Source organism: Corynebacterium sp. CCM 9203 (genome assembly GCF_041357675.1).
Taxonomy (GTDB): Bacteria; Actinomycetota; Actinomycetes; order Mycobacteriales; family Mycobacteriaceae; genus Corynebacterium.
This window is the reverse complement of record NZ_JAUERY010000001.1, coordinates 41,681-62,199: the sequence shown is the minus strand read 5'-3', so window position 1 is coordinate 62,199 and position 20,519 is coordinate 41,681. Positions and strand designations below refer to the sequence as shown.

General features: G+C 60.5%; 18 protein-coding genes. 9 read left to right on the top strand and 9 right to left on the bottom strand.

The window, feature by feature from the left end; translation table 11 throughout:
- Positions 1–61: 61 nt before the first annotated feature.
- Positions 62–1,891 carry a long-chain fatty acid--CoA ligase gene (locus tag QWU44_RS00255; RefSeq protein WP_370913718.1) on the bottom strand — a complete coding sequence of 610 codons (1,830 nt, stop codon included), beginning with the start codon at positions 1,889–1,891 and terminating at the stop codon, positions 62–64.
- 197 nt (positions 1,892–2,088) lie between these two features.
- Between QWU44_RS00255 and malQ the strand changes: the two genes are divergently transcribed.
- Complete coding sequence (gene malQ, locus QWU44_RS00250) at positions 2,089–4,251, top strand: 4-alpha-glucanotransferase (protein ID WP_370913717.1); 2,163 nt, start codon at positions 2,089–2,091, stop codon at positions 4,249–4,251.
- A 269-nt stretch (positions 4,252–4,520) separates the two neighbouring features.
- Here malQ and QWU44_RS00245 read toward each other — a convergent pair whose 3' ends face one another.
- From QWU44_RS00245 to QWU44_RS00225, 5 genes are all read right to left on the bottom strand, one after another.
- Positions 4,521–4,814, bottom strand: coding sequence for a hypothetical protein (locus QWU44_RS00245; protein WP_370913716.1), 294 nt, complete (start codon positions 4,812–4,814; stop codon positions 4,521–4,523).
- A 159-nt stretch (positions 4,815–4,973) separates the two neighbouring features.
- Entirely contained in the window at positions 4,974–6,230 is a 1,257-nt protein-coding gene (locus QWU44_RS00240) for a hypothetical protein (RefSeq protein WP_370913715.1), read from the bottom strand.
- 210 nt (positions 6,231–6,440) lie between these two features.
- Positions 6,441–6,665 (bottom strand): hypothetical protein, encoded by a 225-nt coding sequence (locus QWU44_RS00235; RefSeq protein ID WP_370913714.1) that lies wholly within the window; start codon positions 6,663–6,665, stop codon positions 6,441–6,443.
- A gap of 43 nt (positions 6,666–6,708) precedes the next feature.
- Positions 6,709–6,969 carry a M3 family metallopeptidase gene (locus tag QWU44_RS00230; protein ID WP_370913713.1) on the bottom strand — a complete coding sequence of 87 codons (261 nt, stop codon included), beginning with the start codon at positions 6,967–6,969 and terminating at the stop codon, positions 6,709–6,711.
- A 437-nt stretch (positions 6,970–7,406) separates the two neighbouring features.
- Positions 7,407–7,946, bottom strand: a complete 540-nt coding sequence (locus QWU44_RS00225; protein WP_370913712.1) for a hypothetical protein — start codon at positions 7,944–7,946, stop codon at positions 7,407–7,409.
- Between the two features lie 306 nt (positions 7,947–8,252).
- On the opposite strand from QWU44_RS00225, the gene QWU44_RS00220 reads away from it, so the two are divergent.
- Genes QWU44_RS00220 through QWU44_RS00210 form a run of 3 tightly spaced genes read left to right on the top strand, consistent with a single transcriptional unit; the run spans position 8,253 to position 12,748 of the window.
- Positions 8,253–9,638 carry a carboxylesterase family protein gene (locus QWU44_RS00220; protein WP_370913711.1) on the top strand — a complete coding sequence of 462 codons (1,386 nt, stop codon included), beginning with the start codon at positions 8,253–8,255 and terminating at the stop codon, positions 9,636–9,638.
- 45 nt (positions 9,639–9,683) lie between these two features.
- A complete protein-coding gene (gene treS, locus QWU44_RS00215) occupies positions 9,684–11,474 on the top strand; it encodes a maltose alpha-D-glucosyltransferase (RefSeq protein ID WP_370913710.1) in 1,791 nt (596 codons plus the stop codon).
- Between the two features lie 11 nt (positions 11,475–11,485).
- Positions 11,486–12,748 carry a hypothetical protein gene (locus QWU44_RS00210; RefSeq protein ID WP_370913709.1) on the top strand — a complete coding sequence of 421 codons (1,263 nt, stop codon included), beginning with the start codon at positions 11,486–11,488 and terminating at the stop codon, positions 12,746–12,748.
- On the opposite strand, the gene idi is transcribed toward QWU44_RS00210, so the two are convergent.
- Entirely contained in the window at positions 12,741–13,298 is a 558-nt protein-coding gene (gene idi, locus QWU44_RS00205; protein ID WP_370913708.1) for an isopentenyl-diphosphate Delta-isomerase, read from the bottom strand. The two genes, QWU44_RS00210 and idi, sit on opposite strands and share 8 nt — an antisense overlap.
- A gap of 47 nt (positions 13,299–13,345) precedes the next feature.
- Here idi and QWU44_RS00200 point away from each other — a divergent pair, with 47 nt between their 5' ends.
- Both QWU44_RS00200 and QWU44_RS00195 read left to right on the top strand, forming a co-directional pair.
- A complete protein-coding gene (locus QWU44_RS00200; RefSeq protein WP_370913707.1) occupies positions 13,346–14,431 on the top strand; it encodes a polyprenyl synthetase family protein in 1,086 nt (361 codons plus the stop codon).
- A complete protein-coding gene (locus QWU44_RS00195; RefSeq protein ID WP_370913706.1) occupies positions 14,424–15,302 on the top strand; it encodes a phytoene/squalene synthase family protein in 879 nt (292 codons plus the stop codon). The genes QWU44_RS00200 and QWU44_RS00195 overlap by 8 nt, the downstream gene beginning before the upstream one ends.
- 20 nt (positions 15,303–15,322) lie before the next feature.
- Here the strand turns inward: QWU44_RS00195 and QWU44_RS00190 are convergent, their stop codons facing one another.
- Positions 15,323–15,874 carry a hypothetical protein gene (locus tag QWU44_RS00190; protein WP_370913705.1) on the bottom strand — a complete coding sequence of 184 codons (552 nt, stop codon included), beginning with the start codon at positions 15,872–15,874 and terminating at the stop codon, positions 15,323–15,325.
- A gap of 146 nt (positions 15,875–16,020) precedes the next feature.
- Here QWU44_RS00190 and QWU44_RS00185 point away from each other — a divergent pair, with 146 nt between their 5' ends.
- Both QWU44_RS00185 and brnQ read left to right on the top strand, forming a co-directional pair.
- Positions 16,021–17,148, top strand: a complete 1,128-nt coding sequence (locus tag QWU44_RS00185) for a MalY/PatB family protein (RefSeq protein WP_370913704.1) — start codon at positions 16,021–16,023, stop codon at positions 17,146–17,148.
- Positions 17,149–17,319: 171 nt separating this feature from the next.
- Positions 17,320–18,948, top strand: coding sequence for a branched-chain amino acid transport system II carrier protein (gene brnQ / locus QWU44_RS00180; RefSeq protein WP_370913703.1), 1,629 nt, complete (start codon positions 17,320–17,322; stop codon positions 18,946–18,948).
- A 583-nt stretch (positions 18,949–19,531) separates the two neighbouring features.
- On the opposite strand, the gene QWU44_RS00175 is transcribed toward brnQ, so the two are convergent.
- Positions 19,532–19,864, bottom strand: a complete 333-nt coding sequence (locus tag QWU44_RS00175; protein WP_370913702.1) for a hypothetical protein — start codon at positions 19,862–19,864, stop codon at positions 19,532–19,534.
- Here QWU44_RS00175 and QWU44_RS00170 point away from each other — a divergent pair.
- The gene (locus tag QWU44_RS00170) at positions 19,863–20,486 is read left to right on the top strand and encodes a hypothetical protein (protein WP_370913701.1); all 624 of its coding nucleotides are present in this window, start codon (positions 19,863–19,865) and stop codon (positions 20,484–20,486) included. The genes QWU44_RS00175 and QWU44_RS00170 overlap by 2 nt on opposite strands.
- Positions 20,487–20,519 lie beyond the last annotated feature (33 nt).

Genomic DNA, 20,519 nt, shown 5'->3' with positions numbered 1-20,519 from the left:
CACATCAATGTTACTGGTGTGGCGGGTGTGATTGTGGGGGTGTGCGACACAAGCCCACGATCTAGCGCTTGTACAACTGCCGGATCTCCTCGTTGAACCGCTGCGCCACGACATTCCGCTTGATCTTCATCGTCGGTGTCAGCTCATTCTCCTCCTCCGACAGATCCCGATCGAGGATGTAGAACTTCTTAATCGCCTCAGCATGGCTGACCGTCGAATTGCAGTCGTTGATCGCATCCTGGATCTCCGCCCTCAGCACCGGATCTGTCACCATGTCCGCCACAGACCTCGACTCCGGGAAATTCCGGGTCAGCTTCCAGCGACGGAACGCCTCCTCATCGAGAGCTATCAGTACCCCGACAAATGGCTTACCGTCCCCCACGACCAGCGCCTGACTGATCAACGGATGGCTTCGCAGACGATCCTCCATAGGCCCCGGAGAGACATTCTTCCCACTGGCCGTGACAATGAGATCCTTCTTGCGGCCGGTAATCACCAGGTGACCAGACTCCAGAATCTCCCCGAGGTCACCCGTATTGAACCACTCTTCCTCGAAGGTCTCCGCGGTGGCTTCCTCGTTATGCCAGTACCCGTCAAACACCATCTCCCCCTTGACGAGAATCTCTCCGGCGTCGTTCACCCGGGCAGCCATCCCACCGATGGGACGCCCCACGGAACCGATGATGTTGTCCTCGAAGTTCACGGTCACCGCGGCAGTGGTCTCCGTCAGGCCGTAGCCCTCGTAGACGGTCACCCCGATACCACGGAAGAAGTGCGCAAGATCGGGACTCATCGCGGACCCCCCGGAAATGCAGTACTTCACGCTCGCCCCCATCGCCGCCCGGATCTTGGAGTACACGAGCTTGTCGAAGGCCTTGTGCTTCAAACGCAGCGCCCGCGAGGGCCCCTCCTCCGTATCCAGTGCCCTGGAGTAATCCTGTGCGACCTTCTCCGCCTTCAGGAACAACGCCCCCTGAACCGGGCCATTGTCCTGGGCGTTCGCCGCGGCACCGTTACGCACCTTCTCGAACACCCGCGGCACACCGAGAATCAGATTGGGACGCGCCCGCTGGAACTCGACGGACAGAGTGGAGAAATCCGACCAGTGGGACTGCGCCGCACCCGAGATCGTGATCGCGAGACTCACCGCACGGGAGAACACGTGCGCCAACGGAAGGAACGTCAGAACCCGCGTGCCGGGCGCAGCGATGGCCCCCACAGGATGAGTCATCAGCGCCCGCGTCTCCGCAAGCCAGTTCCGGTGCGTCAGCCGACACCCCTTCGGGCGACCCGTCGTACCCGAGGTGTACACCAGAGACGAGAGATCAGTCGCCTTCGTCGCCGCGATCCGCTCATCCACCTCGGAATCGTCGATCGGGCGCCCCTCAAACTTGAGCGTGTTGATCGCCGAGGCGTTGATCTCCAGGATACGCCGCAACTGTGACGTCGACCCCTTCAGAGAGGGAGATCCATCCGCCCCCAACTCCAGGTGCCGCATCAGATCAGTGTGTTCCCGGGTCTCCGTCACAGCGAACACGGCACCCGAATCCTCAATGATCCACTGCACCTGACTCAACGACGAGGACCCGTAGATTGGAACGCTCACCGCACCGGCAGCCCAGATCGCGAAATCGAGCAGCGCCCACTCGTAACGCGTCTCACTCAACAGTGCAATCCGGTCGCCCTGCTGCACCCCGTTCGCGATGAAACCCTTGGCCACCTCATACACCTCATCCAGAAACTCCTGCGCGGTGACACTCACCCACTCGAAGTTCTGCGGCCTGGTGAACATCACCCCATACGGTCGGGCCTTCACCAGATCAATCAACGCGGTCAGGCACGTCTCGTTCGGTCCGATCTCGTATTTCGCCGGGGTGGAATATTCCTGCACTGTGATCCTTCCGCATACGGTGTCCCGCGGTTCACGGGCGAAAACCGTGAGGCGGGAACCGCCATCGCTCGAATGTCTTTCCCGGTAAATTTACCCCGCAGCCCCCCGGTGTGGGGCGTCCCACTCCGGTCGACACCTCTCAGGTACACGGGGTGAGGTGTGCAGGCCAAGACCGCGGGATGGCAAGATAGGTGCCCGTGACCTACATCAATGAGCTGAAGTCCCTGGCAGACCTGTACGGGGTGGCCACCAGCTACCACACCGCGTCAGGTGAACTGGTCGAGGTATCGGAGGATACCCTGACAAAGACCCTCACCGCCCTCGGAGTGGACATTCTCCGCGGTGGGGATGAACCCACATCCGAGACACTAGCCGCCGCACGACACAGTTACCTGGACTCACGTTTCACGCGTCCCCTCCCCCCCTGTGTAGTAACGGTGACCGGCGAACCCCACGAGTTCACCGTCCACGTGCACGACGGCGAACCTGTCACCGTGACGATCACCCTCGAGGATGGCGGCACCGTGGTCCCGGAGCAGGTGGACAACTTCGTCCAGGCCCGCACCATCGATGGCGTCACCTGGGGCGAAGCCAGTTTCGCAGTTCCCACCGACCTCCCACTCGGCTGGCACACCCTGTCCATGGAATCCACCGGTGGGGTCAGCGGCACCAGCCACCTGATCGTCACCCCGAACCGACTCACCACAGCCGACAGATTCCTCCGGCACCCGGTCACCGGCGTGATGGCGCAGCTCTACTCCACACGCTCCCACGACAGTTGGGGTATCGGTGACTTCGGCGATCTCAGGGATCTCGCGGCCTCCCTCGCCCGCAACGCAGGAGCCGACTTCCTGCTCATCAACCCGCTCCACGCCGCTGAACCCTTCCCCCCCGTCGAGGACTCCCCCTATCTCCCCACCACCCGTAGATTCACGAACCCCCTCTACATCCGGGTCGAGGACATCGAAGAATACGGATTACTCGCCCCCGCTGACCGCGTCCGCATCGAAGGCATCTCCACACAGCTCAAGGCCGACAACACCTCCCCGGATGAAATCAGCCGGAACCCGATCTACACCGCAAAACTCGAAGCCCTCCGCGACATCTACGAACTCCCGATGACCCCCACACGCGCCGAGGCATTCAGCGCATACCTGGAGAAGGAGGGACACGGTCTAGACGACTTCGCGACCTGGTGCGCACGCCGCGAACTCGACGTTCTTGCGGACGGTGGAACGGTCCCCGGAGTTGATCCCACACAGGATCGCACCATCGAGGAAGCCGCGGGCTTCTACCGCTGGCTCCAGTGGATCTGCGACGACCAGCTCGAATCCGCACAGAAAGCCGCCACTGACGCGGGAATGTCCATTGGTGTGATGGCGGACCTCGCCGTCGGCGTCCACCCCGGTGGTGCCGACGCGGAGAATCTCTCGGATGTCCTCGTCCAAGCCGCTTCCGTCGGTGCCCCACCGGACGACTACAACCAGCAGGGCCAGGACTGGTCCCAGCCGCCCTGGCACCCCGAGCGGCTCGCCGAGTGCGGGTACGCCCCCTGGCGCGACATGTTGCGCACGGTCCTCCGACACTCCGGCGGCATCCGCGTCGACCACGTTCTCGGCCTGTTCCGACTCTGGTGGATACCCCGCATGCAGGCACCGACCACCGGAACCTACGTCCACTACGACTACAACGCTCTCGTCGGCATCCTCACCCTGGAAGCCGAACGCGCCGGCGCCGTCGTCATCGGAGAAGATCTCGGAACCTTCGAACCATGGGTGCAGGAGGTTCTGGCCAGCCGCGGAATCATGGGCACATCCATCCTGTGGTTCGAGCATGATCCCGAAATCACCGGCCCACGCAGACAGGACCGCTACCGCGAACTCGCACTCACATCGGTGACCACGCACGACCTCCCACCGACCGCCGGGATGCTCCGTGGCGAACACATCAAGCTCCGCGAACGACTCGGACTGTTCACCACCGACCCCGCAGAAGAAGACCGCGGGGATCTCGCGTGGCAGAACGACGTGCTGGCACGCATCGCCGAACACGGTTGTTTCGCGGGAACATCGGTTGAAGGACGCAGCTTCCACGGTGCGGAACGCGGTGACAGGGGAGCAATCCGCGAACTTCTCGTCGGCATGCACCGCTTCATAGCCGGAACCCCTTCCGCCCTCGCCTGCACCTCACTGGTCGACATGGTCGGGGACGTCCGAGCCCAGAACCAGCCCGGCACGACACACGAGCTCTACCCGAACTGGTGTGTGCCGCTCTGCGACAGCTCCGGCGACGTGGTATTCATCGAGGATCTCCCCGAGAACACCTGGTTCCGAGCCGTAGCCGAGGCGTCGAAGCGCTGACTCTCCGGTTGAAGGGGTGGGCACGTGGAGTTCCACGTGCCCACCCCTTCCTCATCTTCATGTCATGGACGGCTAGATCAACGTAACCAACCAACCGATAATCACGAGCAAGAGCAACACCACCAGGGCCAGCTTCACGCGGGAACGTCCATAATCGCGCTTCTTCTTCGGTGTCTGGTTACTCATACCGGTCTTCGGCCACTGCTTTCTCGTGTAAGTGCATCTCCGTACATACGCCCCGTCACTGAACGGAGCCGCAGAAAACCAGTCTAGCCACCCGGCACCTCCGGCTCCGACGCCGACACGATCCGAACGCCACCGGAGGCCCTCGATCCTGAATACGGGACAAGCTGCGACGGTGCCACACCCCCATCTCCACGGCCGGTCACCAGCTCCACCATGTTGGCCGTCATATTGACGAACTTGAGCAACACCGCAGCAAGTGGCACACAGATCAAAATCGCCGCAAACATCACCAAAGGCGTCTGTACCCACAATGGTGCACCGGTGAGCCACTGACCAACCTGGTCCAGCACCGAAGTGACAGTCGTCTGAATGTTCATGATGATGTGGAGTCTAGTGTCAACAGGAAGATAGTTATAGAACCTTCACCAAGCCTGCACTTTGCCAACCCCTGCCCCCACTGAATCGACGGATGACCCCGATAGCGGGCAATTCTACACTCCGCTGTCGAGGTATTCGTCGATCAAAAGACCATACAGTCAGGTCCGGTCCTCTACATGAAGAGAGAAGTTCGGAAGCACGCTACGCATAGCGCCAGTCAACCATGCGAAGAAACCTCCAAGAAGGCCGAGTACACCCAGCAAACCAACAACCATCCCAACCCCACTAGAGGAACCATCTGGCGTAGACAGTACATTCAGTTTTCCGGCGGATCCCGCGCTCGATCCGCTGGAACTTCCTCCGGAATTCAACGAACTTCCGTCAACACCAGGCGAGGGGTCCGAGGGATCCGAAGGTTCCGAGGGGTCCGAGGGGTCCGAAGGTTCAGAGGGGTCCGAAGGTTCAGACGGTTCCGAGGGTTCAGACGGCGGTGCGTCATCACCCAGTACCAGGTACGGAAGTGAATCCTTCAGAGACACCGTACCGGCGTCACCTCCGTAATCTTTCAGTCCATCGGCAGTTATGCTGCCATCGAGCCACAAGTTGCATGTCCCCTGCAAGTCATACCACTCATAGCTGCCAAGAGGTTGCTTGTCTTTTGCCGCAGCCACTTCGCCCCAGGAACGCTCCTGAAGATCTTTGACATAAGCCGGGAATTCGGGGAACATCTCATCAAAAAGCTCCCTGTCTTTCGCCGTACCAACTAGAGCAAAATCATTAATCAAATCATCCAAGTCCCTGGACTTGAATTCTTTGAATGATTCCTCCGATTCCAGCCATTTATCCAGCTTGTAACGAATCGTATCCGGATACTCCAAGACATAGATAGAATCGTAGCTTGGATAGTCAATCAGATCGTACCACTTGAACAGTAGGACATCTGTCAACATACCATTTCCATCAGCAAGGTATCGAGCCTTGTTTGAACTATCCCTGGCCGCTTCCACAAAATCGGGTATTATGACAGATGATTTGATGATGGTATCTGCCCACTTCGGAGAAAAGCCTAGATCGAGAAGATTGACCTTAGCCTCCTCCTTCTGCCTATTGAACCTACTCTGGATACCATATCCACCACTTCCGTATCTATTCGCCGATCTGCGTAAATCACTCAGGAGTTGCTGAGTCCGCACATTTCCGATTGGACGATCGCTGATCTTGAGTGGCACTTGTCGGGACACCATCATCAGGCCAGACAGGGTAGCGTCAACCCCGGTCAGCTCCATTACACAGATAGGTCGACCATCAGAAGCAGTACCGGTTTTTGTAACAACACCAGCAGAAGCCGGAGCGACAGCAGTAGAAGCCATTAGAGCCACGCCAGCAGAAACGACAGTGAAACGACGGAAATTCATGAAAGACCCCCCTCCGTTTAGAATGGTATGACTTGTAGACATTTGCCGACCCAATCTTCATTAACAGTCAGCACTTGTCACTAATAAAATAAGTGATTCTTCTACAGAACTCCAGCCAACGGAAAGCAATCACCCCCTCCAAATACACCCAATACCCTCCATTCACCAATTTGCTCCGCATTCTAAATGTAGGCGACCTTACATTATTGTTTACAGAACCATTCCATTGAAACTTTCCAACAAATCACGCCGGGACAAAAGCAGCGAGACATCCTTCCGACATCCATGGAAAGCGGCGAATGCGATCCCGAAGTCGTCGACATCAACATGGGGCAGAACGAGATCTGTCACAGCGGCCAGGTACTCACCGGCGGCGAAACCCCGACCGAGCCGCTGGGCGTCGCTGATCGCGGTGAGCAGACGCCCCAAAGTCACCTCACCCGTGTCAACGTTGCGCGCGTACTTGATGACCGTTGGCTCAAAGGCCCAATTCTCGTTTATCTGAGACGGGATCACCCCAGTCGCGAGGTATGTTTGTGTCAGAAAACATCGGATAGCGGACGTCGGCGAGTAGTCCGTACAGCCCATGCCCAAACTCGTGAAAGATGGTGATTCCCTTGTCGAGGGTGAGCAGTGGTTCGGATCCGTCGATCGGGCGGACGATGGACATCACGTTGATGTTGGTAACGACGGGGTGCTCCCGGACAGTCTGGACTGCTCGGTGAAGCTGGCCATCCACACTCCACCACGTTTACCGGCCAAGCTAAGTAGTCAGTGATGAACAGGCCAAGACTGGCCACGTCAACGTCCCGCGCCTCCCAGACATCGGCACCCGGGCGGTACTCCTCCAGACCAGAGCGATCGGTCACCGTAACGTCGTAGAGGCAGTTCACCACGAAGAAGACGCCGTCGTGCAGCACCCGGCCCAGCGGGAAATGGCGGCATAGCCTCTCCTTGTCGAGGTTCGTAGTCACGTACCTTTAGCTTCGCTCCTCAGAAGGCCAGTCCACACCGGTGACCTCGGAGCCAGCGAGTTCGCTGAGGATGTTTGCGCATCGCCGCCGCGTTCGCTGCAGCAGCAGGCTCAAGAGCTGTGAGCATTCGACGGACGGCATCCGCAGTTCCAGCGGCCCCTTCCTCGATAACGTAGTCGGAGTGCGGATCGCACCCAAGAGGTTACGCGCGGTGCGCCCCGAGTTTCACCATCTCCAGAAGGACGGTCGGATTCACCGCCCAGCGGCGCTGTCTGACCTCGTGGAGCGCAGCCCGGGTCATTGGATCGGTGAAGTCGATCATCATGGACTGCACCGTGAGCAGTTCGCGGGTCAGGAGGTATCCGTTCTCCACTTCCACTTCAACGGCGTTACGGGAGGCGCAGATCCGAGCCACGGGTAGAGCACCCTTCGGGTATCGCAACATCGGCGACATAGAGGGCGTGTGCGCCGGGTCGGCGAGTAGGTTGTTGCCAAAGGCGGCTGAGAGCACGGACAAGCGCTCGTTGATAGACGCGAGTTCCCGCTGGCACCGCGGCGGGCGAACCGGCGCAGCAGGAACGGCGGAGCCGCAGGCTTTCCCTACCCCGTCAGGTGCGGTGACCGCCCTGAGCCGGGCATCCATAGCGGTGTCGGTGTACAACACATTACTGTGCGCGGAAAATTCCTGGCTGACCTGCTTGGTGGTCTTCTGCCCGGTCCCCGTCGAGTCGGTGCCAAGCATGTTGAACAACTATGCGGTGCGGCGGTCCACCTCTTGCCGGAGGCCTCGAGCACCTCGACGGTGTTCTACCAGGTGGGATAATCCACGTTGTCGGCGATCGCACGGATTTTCTCGCGGTGCCTGCGCAGAGCTTCAGGAAAGGCGTCCCAGACCAGGTCATCGTCGATGTTAGCGAACCGGGACAATCCGTGTTCTAGGGTCGGCGGATTGAGGATCGGAGATGACTGCTGGGCTCGAGTACATGGGGAGCAATCCTGGCGGCACAGCGCGGGGCACGACTCCCCTCTGGTTGCTAGCCTGAGAATCATGCATTCCTCCCCAACTCTGAAGGTCCAGGCTCCTGATACGGTCGCCACTGGTGTAATCAGTTCCCCTTCAGGTGGAGGACGACAGCGGGACCGGGACATCGTCACGTTCTATTCGCTGCCCTACTCGCACATCCCGTCCCCCTTCGCATCCCCGGAGCCGTTGCGGGAACGGGTCACCGTCGATGCGACGGTTCCGAAGACGCGCCAGGTGGGTCTGACGGTCAGCGCCCCGGTGTCGGCTGTCCGGGCGGCCTCGGATACCTCATCACTGCCGCCGGATCTGCCCGTGATCGCTTTTCTCCACGGCGGGCGCTACGAGTCGGGGCACCATGACGGGTCCTGGTACGGCGGTCAGGCCTTCGCCCGGGATGAGGTGGTGTTTGTCTCCATCGGGTACCGGATGGCGTTCGAGGGGTTCGCTCATTTCGATGATGAGGAGCCGTCGCACTACCGGGGCACCGATGACGCCATCATGGCGTTGGAGTGGATTCAGCGGAACATCGAGGCTTTCGGCGGTGATCCGACGAATGTGACGTTGATGGGTCAGTCCGCGGGTGGGGGTATGGCCGTGTGGTTGGCCCGCCGGGACCACTACCGGGGTGCGTTCCGCCGGATCGTCGCACTGTCCCCAGGGTATCCGCGCCGGTCCTTCAATCAGCGGTGCCGCGTACTGCCCTTCCTCGGTGGTTCCGCAACCCGGAAGAAGCTGACGTCCCTCTCCCCGAAACAACGCTCCGCTCTCTATCGTCGCTACCGTACGTGTTACATCACGGACCCGGCGGTCGGGCCGAGTCCTTTCGATGGTGGCCAGCTCGTCGACGTTCCTATCCTGCTGACGCACACCTCCGATGAATTCTATCTCGAGCCTGTCGGTTCCTGGTGTGACGCCCGGGGTATGGGGGCGGGTTTCGCCCGTTTGTTCGCTCGTCATCTTGGGGCAACTCTTGATCCCGGCGCGTACATCGACGCCTGCCGAGAGATCGACGCGGGCCGCATCGCGGGCCGGTTGATCGGTGATTCAACGATTCGACGGTGGGTGAGCTCCATCGCGGAGACCGCACCGGGGCCACTGTGGATGCTGGAGTTCACTGGCGACGGCAACCAGCCAGCACTGCATTGCGCGGAGTTGCCGTTGGTGTTCGATTGCCTGGGTACGCTTCCCGCGCGTGTCGACGCTCTTCTGGGTGTCGGTGCCTCCGGGCGCCTGCAGCCGGTTGCTAACCGGGTACATCGGATGGTTCTGGATTTCGCCGCCTGTAAGCGCCCGGGGTGGCGGGAGTTCGACACCGACGGCGACAGGTACAGTCGTACTCTCGACATCACCACCGGTGAAACAAGTTCCACGGTGGACCCCCTGGGGTATGTCCGGAGGGCATTTCCTTGACCCCGGTTCTGCACGGGGGGCATAGGGTTTTCTAGTCTGGTGGGCATGGCTGACGATCCCTTGAAACTGCACACCACTGAAGAAGCTCCCGAGCCGGAGATCAATGCGGAGGGTCTCGTTGTCGAGCATTCTTCCGACGAGTTCGATACTCCGGCACCGGCGCCGGGTGATGCACCGAACGAGAAGTCCGAACCCGAGTGGTACAAGCAGGCCGTGTTCTACGAGGTTCTGGTCCGGGCGTTCAATGATTCGACGAACACCGGATCCGGTGACCTGAAAGGTTTGACGGAGAAGCTCGACTATCTCCAGTGGCTCGGTGTGGACTGCCTCTGGCTTCCGCCGTTCTACGATTCCCCTCTGCGGGACGGCGGCTACGACATCCGTAACTTCCGTGAGGTTCTCCCCGAGTTCGGTACGGTCGACGATTTCGTTGAGCTCATCGACCAGGCGCACCGGCGTGGTATTCGGGTGATTACGGACCTGGTTCTCAATCACACGAGTGATCAGCACCCGTGGTTCGTGGAGTCGAAGCGTGACCCGGATGGCCCCTACGGTGACTTTTACGTGTGGAGCGACTCGGACAAGAAGTACGCGGACACCCGCATCATTTTCATTGACACGGAGACCTCGAACTGGGCGTGGGACGCTGAGCGTGGCCAGTACTACTGGCACCGTTTCTTCAGCCACCAGCCTGACCTGAACTACGACAATCCGGACGTGTGCGAGGCGATGCTCGATGTCCTCCGGTTCTGGCTTGATCTCGGTCTGGATGGGTTCCGTCTGGATGCCGTGCCTTATCTCTATGAGCGGGAGGGCACGAACTGTGAGAATCTGCAGGAGACCCACGAGTTCCTCAAGCGGTGCCGCGCTCTCGTCGAGGATGAGTACCCGGGCCGGGTGCTGCTCGCGGAGGCAAACCAGTGGCCGGAGGATGTCGTCGAGTATTTCGGGGAGAAGACCACGGGCGACGAGTGCCACATGGCGTTCCATTTTCCACTGATGCCCCGAATCTTCATGTCGGTGCGGCAGGAGTCACGAGCCCCGATCAGTGAAATTCTGGCGGCGACGCCTGATATCCCGGAGACCGCACAGTGGGGCATCTTCCTGCGCAACCATGATGAGCTCACTCTGGAGATGGTCACCGACGCGGAGCGGGACTACATGTACGCGGAGTTCGCGAAGGATCCGCGTATGCGCGCGAATGTCGGCATCCGGCGCCGCCTGGCTCCGCTTCTCGACGGTGACCGCAATCAGCTTGAGCTCCTCACCGGTATGTTGCTGAGTCTCCCGGGTTCCCCGGTGCTCTATTACGGTGACGAGATCGGAATGGGCGACAACATCTGGTTGGGTGACCGTGACGGGGTACGCACCCCGATGCAGTGGTCCGACAACCGTAACGGTGGTTTCTCGGAGGCGGATCCTGAGCGTCTTTACCTTCCCGCGATCCAGAACGCCCAGTACGGCTACTCCGCGGTCAACGTGGAGAGTCAGCTCGTGCAGGAGAATTCGCTCCTGCAATGGAACCGTCGACTGATCCAGGTCCGGAAGCAGCATCCGGCCTTCGGCCTGGGTAGCTACCGTGAGGTGGATTCCACGAACGGTGCTGTTTTGAGTTATCTCAGGGAGAATGGTGGTGACGTGATCCTCTGCGTGAACAACCTGTCCACCCGCCCGCAGGCCGTTTCATTGGATCTGTCGGAGTTCGCTGACCGCATTCCGGTGGAGCTCACCGGTGGTGAACGGTTCCCCGTCATCGAATCGGGTCGTGACTGGGTGGTCACTCTCGCCCCGCACGGTTTCTTCTGGTTCGACCTGTCCTCCCCCAACAACAAGTAGGAGACCCCGACGTGAAGCCCGCTGCTCTGGCCGCCACGCTGTCCACCAGTCGCTACTACGGAGCGAAATCCCACCCCCTCGATACCGTCGAGGTGGTCGCCGCCGCGGAAGCCGTCGGTGGGCGATGGCTCGTGGTGCGAACCCCGGACGGGCTGTACCAGATGCTCGTCGATGAGTCCGATGAATCACTTCCCGATGTTCTGGGAACCCCGGAGGTGGCAACGGCCCTCGGTGCCGCCATCGCGGAGGGCCGCCCAGCCGGTGGAGGGACGTTGCACGTCGTCGGTGGCTGCTCCGGAGGCGGTTCCGACGGGGTACAGGAGCCTGGCGAACTCGCCGGGCGCGTCATGCCTCCCGGTCTGCGTGGGCGTCGGATAGCCGGAGAGCAGTCCAATACGTCACTGGTTTTCGGGGACGCTGACGGGGACAGCCTGATGGTCAAGTACTTCCGGAAGCTCCAGCCAGGGGTCAACCCCGATGTCGAATTGCTGGAAGGTCTGTCCCGGGTGGGCTGCCCGAACATCGCCCCATTGCGTGGTTGGGTGACCGTCGATATCGACGGGTGGGAATTCACCACAGCGATGGTCCAGGACTTCGCCAGTGGCGCGACCGACGGCTGGAAGCTCGCCCTCGATCATGCGGCGGAAGGACTGTCCTTCACCGAGGAAGCACGCGAACTGGGGCGTGCGGTACGCCGTGTACACGCCGATCTCGCATGCGCCTTCGACACCGGTGTCACCGGGGTCGGCGAGGTGCGGAACCATCTCACCGAGCGGCTCGCAGAGCTCGCCGGTGATGTACCAGCAATAGGTGCCTACCAGGATGCGGCACGGTCCGTCTATGACGGGCTCGATGCCGACACGACAACACCGGTGCAGCGGGTCCACGGAGATCTGCACCTCGGCCAGGTTCTGCATACTGATTCGGGGTGGCTGCTCATCGACTTCGAGGGGGAACCCGCACGCCCACTCGCTGAGCGTCTTCAACCCGACAGCCCGTTGAAGGATCTCGCCGGTATCATCCGTTCCTTCGACTACGCCGCGCACTTCCACTCCCAGAGTGACTCAACCGCTCTGGGACCGACTGATCCGGCTGCGTGGGCGCGTGACTGCGTCGATGCCTTCCTTGAGGGCTACGACACCGGGAACACGGCACTCCTTGAGGCCTACCGTCTGGACAAGGCTCTCTATGAGGTGGCCTATGAGGCCAACAACCGACCTGACTGGCTCGAGATTCCGCTGACCGCGGTCAAGCGCCTGACCGGGATCATCTGACCCCGAGAGCGGTACGCAGTTCACGGTACGCAAGCTGTTGTCCCATCCAGGGGCTGAACGCGAACGGTGCACTGCGTACCGCATCGACCAGACGGGTGGGAGCGATCCACGCCGTGTGGTCGACTTCAGCGGGCAGGGGGTCCAGTTTCGCCCCGGGCGCGAGCAGAGCGGTGTAAACGGGACAAATCTCGAACTCGACGATTCCCGAGGAATCGACCGCACGGTACCGGAACTCGGGTAGGACGCAGGTGATGTCAGTCAGGTCGTCCGCTGCGAGCCCGAGTTCCTGGGTACCGCGCCGCAGCAACGCACGGACGGTGTCCTCTCCTGGGCCGGGGTGTCCGCACATGGTATTCGTCCAGACCCCCGGCCATGTCTTCTTCCCGAGAGCACGTCGGGTCAGCAGAATCTCTCCGGCTCCACCGATGAGGTAGCACGAGAAGGCGAGGTGGAGCGGGGTATCGGCGCTGTGCACCGTGGCTTTGGGTGCAGTTCCGATCGGCCTACCCGAGTCATCGGCGAGGACCACGAGTTCAGGTGCGTTGCTCATGCGACCAGCTTAACCGCAGATCCCGGCGCCATGAGACAATGGGAAACATGATCTCCCCGACCACCGCCCCGATGTTCCGGGAACGTAGCAGGCGGTCCGTCGATTTTCTCCACTCCAGGTTCTCCGCCATTTCCGGGGCACTCACCGAGATCGACCCGTACGCAGTCATGCCGCTCGTCGACACGCGGGATATCTGCACGGGTGGGAAACACCTGCGTTCTCTCCTGGTCCACATCGGTGCGGACCGGCCCGATGGCCCGGTGCCACACCCCGACATCGCGGTGGCCGCCGCCTTCGATCTGCTGCACGGGTCATTCCTGATTCTCGACGATGTGATTGACGCCGATGAAACCCGACGCGGGCAGCCCACCATACATGCCGCGGCGAGGGATCGGGCGGTGCGTGAGTACGGTACGAACACTCCCAGCGAATCGCCTGACGCCTCGCACTACGGACGTTCAGTGGCGGTACTCTCCGGTACTGCGGCTCTCACCGGAGCGATCCGGTTGGTCGCGGACTCTGGGGCCGGAGACTCGACCACGGTGGATCTGATCCGGCTCCTCACGGATGCTGCGGGGTTGTCCATGGTGGGTGAATTCCTGGACGTGCACTATTCGCTGCCGGGGGTCCATCCCGGCGGCGACGCCGTGTGCACGGCGAGTGGCCTGAAGACGGCGCCGTATTCCTTCGGTGCTCCGCTCGTTGCCGGTGCACTGCTAGCAGACCGTGACGGGGACTCCGCTGCGCTGCGGAGAATCGGGCACGAGGCCGGGGCCGCATTTCAGCTCGCCAATGATCTGCAGTCCGTTTTTTCTCCGAGTTCCCGTACCGGGAAGAGCACCGCCGGGGATCTGATTCTGGGGCGCGCAACTCCGCTATTGACCGCAGCCGGGGCTACTGATGTCAGAGACGAACTCGAGAGCATTCTCCGAAGCGATGACAACACCAGATTGGACAGGATCCGGGATCTTCTGCGTTCCTGTGGTGCCGTGGAAGACATCGTGAACCGGGCTCGGCGGAATCTCACCGATGCCCGCGCCATCCTGTCGGAATCCGGGGCGTTACCCTCCCCAGAGGCGCGGGCCGCTTTCTCCACCGTCCTTGATGGCATCGAGGAGAGTCTCGATGTCTGAACGCAGTACCTCGATGGCTGACTACGATGCGATGTCCACACGGGCCTCCGCACGTGTCATGGAGACCTACTCCACCTCCTTCTCACTGGCGACCAGATTGCTCGATCCCCGCACACGCGCAGACATCCGGAACCTCTACGCGGTGGTACGTATCGCGGATGAGATCGTCGACGGAACTGCGGCCGACGCAGGACTCACCGGCACCGAAATACACCGGGAACTCGACGCATTCCAGGAGGAGGTGATGCGCGCGATCGATACCGGGTTCTCGACCAATCCCACCGTCCATGCCTTCGCCGGTACCGCGCGACGCACGCACATCGACTCGGAGCACCTGACGGCGTTCTTCTCTTCCATGCGCCGGGATCTGAACCGATCCGCGGTCTATGACGAGGTGCAACGCGACGCCTACGTGTACGGATCAGCGGAGGTAATAGGCCTTATGTGCCTGACTATCTTCGTGTCCGGACGTGACCTTCCACCGGAGCAACTCGCACGCTGCGCCACGGGGGCGCGTCGGCTTGGGGCGGCCTTCCAGAACATCAATTTTCTGCGGGATCTCCACGAGGACACGACAGAACTCGGCCGGAGATACCTCGGTGACGGCCGACCGCTGACGGACGATATCCGGGATTCCCTCATCGCCACTGTCCGTGCGGACCTCGCCGTCGCCGAGGAAACCGTGCATCTCCTCCCGACACGGGTACGTGCCGGGGTGCTCGCAGCGCTCATCCTCTACCGGGAGTTGACGGAACGGCTCGCAGTGACACCCGCGACCGAGGTCATGCGGCGACGGGTATCCGTTCCCACTCGGGTGAAGGCCACAATCCCGGTTCGTGCACTCATCGGGGCCACTCGTCTGCGTTCGTGACGGGCGGCATGCCGGGGAACTCAGTTGCGGGGCAGAGACCCCTTGAAGATCACGTTGCCGATACGGAACTCAGCGTTGTACAACGTCCCGTAGGAAGTCTGGAAGGCATAAGCCAGATTGGTCGATGCCCCTGGACCGAGCGGCAGGTCAAGTTCGGAAACAAGCCCCGGGTACTGCTCCTCCGTCATCTGTTGGACCGGAGTGAGGTTGCCCGCGTAGTCGGAGATGGACAACTTCGGGGAACTGAAAGCATCAGCCGGAAGTGCTACATCGTTGCGGTTGGTCACAAGAACGTGGATAACCACTCCCCCATAGTTTCCGTAGTTCATCGACATCAGTTGCCAGTCGACGTTCAACCCGGGGTCATGGGCCGGTTCGGAGAGGTTCTGATCGACCAGAACCGGATCAACCTTCCGCGGGGTGAACGGGGTTGTCTCCTCGGCGATGGCCGTGGTGGGGGCTGCTTCTTCCATCTCCGGTGCGGGTGTGTCTTCACCGGAGCAGGCGGCGAGGGCCGCGGCGGCGACGGTTGCCGCTGTGATTCGGGCAGCGTACCGGTTCCTGGTTCTCATTCTTGCACCACACCTTCCACGGGGAGGTCTCTGCTGGACGTACCACCGGGTATATCCCGGCAGTGACGGGCTACCTCAGTCTAGTATTCGTCAGCTACACCGGTTTCTCCGACCCCTCGGCAGATTCGGGGACTAGATTCGGGTACATGTATTTCCCTCCCCTGGATCAGCTCCGCGGACGTGACACCCAGAAGTGGACGCGCTACCCGGATGGTGTCCTGCCGCTGTGGGTCGCGGAATCGGATTTCGGAACGTGTCCCGAGGTTAAGCAGGCGCTTGCCGACGCCGTACGTCGCGAAGCATTCGGGTATCCTCCGGAGCCCTCCGCTCTGCGTTCTGCGCTGGTCTCGTTCTACCTGTCCCGGTACGGAGTGACACTCGACCCAGAGGGGATCTTCGCGGTACCCGATGTCCTCCGTGGACTGGAGCTTGCGATCAACCATTTGACCCGACCCGGATCACCGGTGATCATCCCGGTTCCATGCTATCCCCCCTTCCTGGACCTGCCCAAGGTCACGGAACGCGACGTCGTGTTCGTCGGTGCAGAAGGCGGTCTCGATCCCGGGGAAATCGAACACGCTTTCCGCGGTGGTGCCGGTTCACTCCTGCTTTGCAGCCCGAACAACCCACTCGGCTACACGTTTGACGCGGAATTTCTTCGGGCCCTCGCGGAGATCGCCGCCCGATACAACGGTCGGATTCTCGTCGATGAGATCCACTCGCACCTCGTCTACGACGGATCCCACACGATGGCCGCAATGGTCGGCACCACCGCAGCCCGGGTGTGTGTCACGGTGACTGCCGCGTCAAAGGCCTGGAACGTCGCGGGGCTGAAATGCGCGCAAATGATCTTCACCAACCCGGATGACATCAGGGCATGGCGAAAGTTGAATCCTCTGCTCCGCGGTGGGTACTCAACCCTCGGTCTCATCGCCGGTGAAGCCTGCTACCGTGCGCGGCAATCCTTCCTCGACGAGCAGCTCACGTACCTGAGATCAAACAGGGACTGGCTGGTGGCGGAACTCCCGGCGCGGGTACCCGGAATCAGGACAACTGTGCCGGATGCCACATACCTGATGTGGCTGGACTTCCGGGACACCGTAATTCCTGAGCATCCAGCGGCATGGTTACTCACACACGCACGAGTGGCCCTCAATGAGGGAACGGACTTCGGCCCGGGTGGAGCCGGACATGCACGACTGAACTTCGCCTGCTCGCGGGAGACACTGACTGAAGCTGTTTACCGCATTACACAGGCCATTGATCAGGCGTGATGTTCACCACTGCACCGAGGCTTAACTGCGCATCGGCTACGAACCGGAGCGCGTCAGACAGTAGTGTTCTTGCGTGAGAACCACCCGAATCACTGTGTTCGTTTCCGAGCGGAACCCTGTCTCCGTGCATCCTGCGACCCGAAGCCGGGCGCATCTGTGTGAAAGGTAACCATGGGCACATCAATAACAACCCGTCCGACAAGCACCACGAGCGCCATCGCAGTAGCATCCCTGATGTTGTTCTCGATGTTCTTCGGGGCCGGTAACCTCATTTTCCCGCCGATGCTGGGCGCGGAATCGGGACAGGGGTTCCCTTTCGCCATCGCAGGTTTCCTCGCGGCCGGGGTCCTTCTTCCGGTTCTCAGCGTCATCGCCGTCGCCATCACCGGCGATGACATCTACGACCTCGCACAGCGGGGTGGCCGCATGTTCGGCCTACTATTCCCCGTTCTGGTCTATCTCGCTATCGGGGCATTCTACGCACTGCCCCGCACAGCGGTCGTGAGTTTCTCCACAGCAGTGACACCCCTGACAGGTTTCGACTCCACCGCAGCAGCAGCAGCCTTCTCCGCAGTATTCTTCGCAATCTCCCTGGCACTCGCATTCGACCCATCGGGGCTCGTCGACAAACTCGGCAAATATCTCACCCCCATGCTGCTCATTTTGCTCATTGCCCTCGTGACCTTATCCGTCCTCACGCTGCGCAGTTCCCCCACCCCCGCTATCGAGAAGTACGCAGGACACCCACTGTCAGCAGGCCTCATCGAGGGTTATCTGACGATGGATTCCCTCGCTGCACTCGCCTTCGGCATCATGGTCATCTCATCACTCCGATACAAGGGTGTACCCAGCGGTCCAAAACTCGTCCGCAGCGTCGGAACAGCCGCGATCAGTGCCGGGGCACTTCTCGGTGTCATCTATATCGGCCTCGGCATAGTCGGACGACGCATTCCTGACGCACTGAACTACGAAGACGGAGCAACGCTGCTCTCCCACGCCGCGCAATCAACGATGGGGTTCGCCGGAATGGTCGTCTTCGGACTCATCGTGTTCCTCGCCTGCCTCTCCACCGCAGCAGGTCTCATCGGCGCAACCAGTGAGTTCTTCCACCGGATCATGCCCGGCATCTCATACCGGGCATGGGCGATCCTCTTCGCGGTGATCTCTCTCGCCGTGTCCACCCTCGGTCTCGAGACCGTTCTCGCTATCGCCGCACCAATCATCGGATTCCTCTACCCCGCCGCGATCACCCTCGTTTCCCTTACCCTCATCGAACCTGTCTTCCGCCGGAAACTCCACTACACATTCCTCTTCTCCCTGGCAGTCGCTGTTTTCTGGGCCGCACTGATGACGGTGTCCTCCATAGGCTGGGCCACCACCGTTGTCGATCCACTGATCGACTGGGCACCCATGCACGGGCAGAAACTCGGGTGGGTCGTGCCCACCCTCATCGCAATCATCGCGGGCTACACAGCCGATCTCATTCTCCGCCCCACCCGTGCCGTACCCGTCGGCGGCGAACACCAACTCGAAGCTGAACTACGAAGCGGGCACTGGGATTCCGAAGCACTCGAAGAAGCCGTGATCACCCACCATCCGGACGACATCGCCGCGGTGAATGCCCCAGACGCCAACCATGCCCTCGACGTGATCTCCCACCGAATCAACGTCATCGAACGCGAACGCACCGAAACAGCCGCACGCTTGGAGGCACTCGACGAAGCGAAGGAACTCGCAGAACAACATGCCGAGGAACTACGAGACGCAACCGACAAACAACTGAAACCCAACCAGCACTGATCCACCACACGGATCACGCCCACACAAATCCAGTCGTTTCCCGACAGATGGAGGCCCGGCACATTGATGTGCCGGGCCTCCATCTGTCTAAAGGAGCCTTCTCCCCGCATCTCCGGAAAAGCAGAGATCGGCACCACGTGTCTTCCTCCGCAATAACCGGTACCTCGCCACACCAGCACCACCCAGTGCACAACCACCTGTTCCCTGAGCAATCACACCAACCCATCAGAAACGCCGTCACCAGCCCAGACCTATCCGCACAAGCGTCGAACGAGACCGGATTCATACACGACCGCACACCACCATGGACGAGGCTAGACCGGCTCCAAAAGGAAAACGGGCACACATCACGCCCCAGCACTCAACACAACGCCACCAAGATTCCCCGATACGAACAATGTCGAGAAAGACTGAGCCGAAAACGATATCGCCCTGAGTGGAAAATCGGCATCACCTGCCCCATCAGCCCTCTCCCCCGAGTTTGAACCGGATCAGCGCCCATACCGGCCACCGCAATCTGAACCCGATAGCTGCACTCAGGTGAAAAACAAGGAAGATTCCGTACCGTGCTGAAATTATTCGATCAACAAACATGTGGGTAACCGGAAAACCGCGAGGAATCCCCCCATTCCCGGACACCGTTCGGGAAATTTTCGGAGAGCCCCATGGCGCGGCTCGCGCCACGATCCCCTAACAACCCCAAGGGGTAGCGATGTACTGGCATTTCATCCACAAACCACCCCCGCACCCGACCAATCAGCCACGCAATGGAACCTTTCCACCACACAGGCAGTCTGATGCTGATGAACACCACCAACCCACCCCGACACACCACCTCCATCAGAGAAAGCCAGAACCCATTGACCAGAACCACAATCATCACCACCCTCACGCTATGCAGCACAATCGCAGCCATGATCTTGAGCGCCTGCCAAACACACCCCAACACACCGGCAATCACGGAAGACGAACCGGCAATCTCAACAACAAACCAGCCCCCGGCCAATGACAGAGAACCAGCAGATATGTCATCCGCGACCGCCAACGCAGATGGCAGCCCCATCATCTTCGACCCCTGGGAAGCAGGACGTAACCTCCCAGACCCCTGCAGGGAGCTACCGAATGAACTACTTCAAAAAATAGGGTTCACCGGAAAACCATACAGATTAACCCATGGACTGAATGACGAACTCCCCGGAAAAGGAATAACCTGCGACCTTGATCTAGCCGACAATTATGACGGATACAGAACCTCCGCAATCTATACCGACACACTCAGTAGAGAATATCTAGAAAAACAGGGCCTCATAATCGGAGACGCCCCCGAATCTATAGTTCCAAATTCCTACTACTACACTTTTTCCCCAAGCCACCCGAGCGTCTGCTACATCGGAACTTCAACACACCGAGGAAGAATTAGCTTGAACATGGCAGGAAGAACCGACTGGCCACAAGAAAAAGCCTGTCAAGAAGCCCGTAAATACTTTGACAAATTTTATATAGAAACAAGTGAATTCTCCTGGATAAAGGGGAATTAACCAAAGGCGATCCAAGCCCCTATTTCAAACATA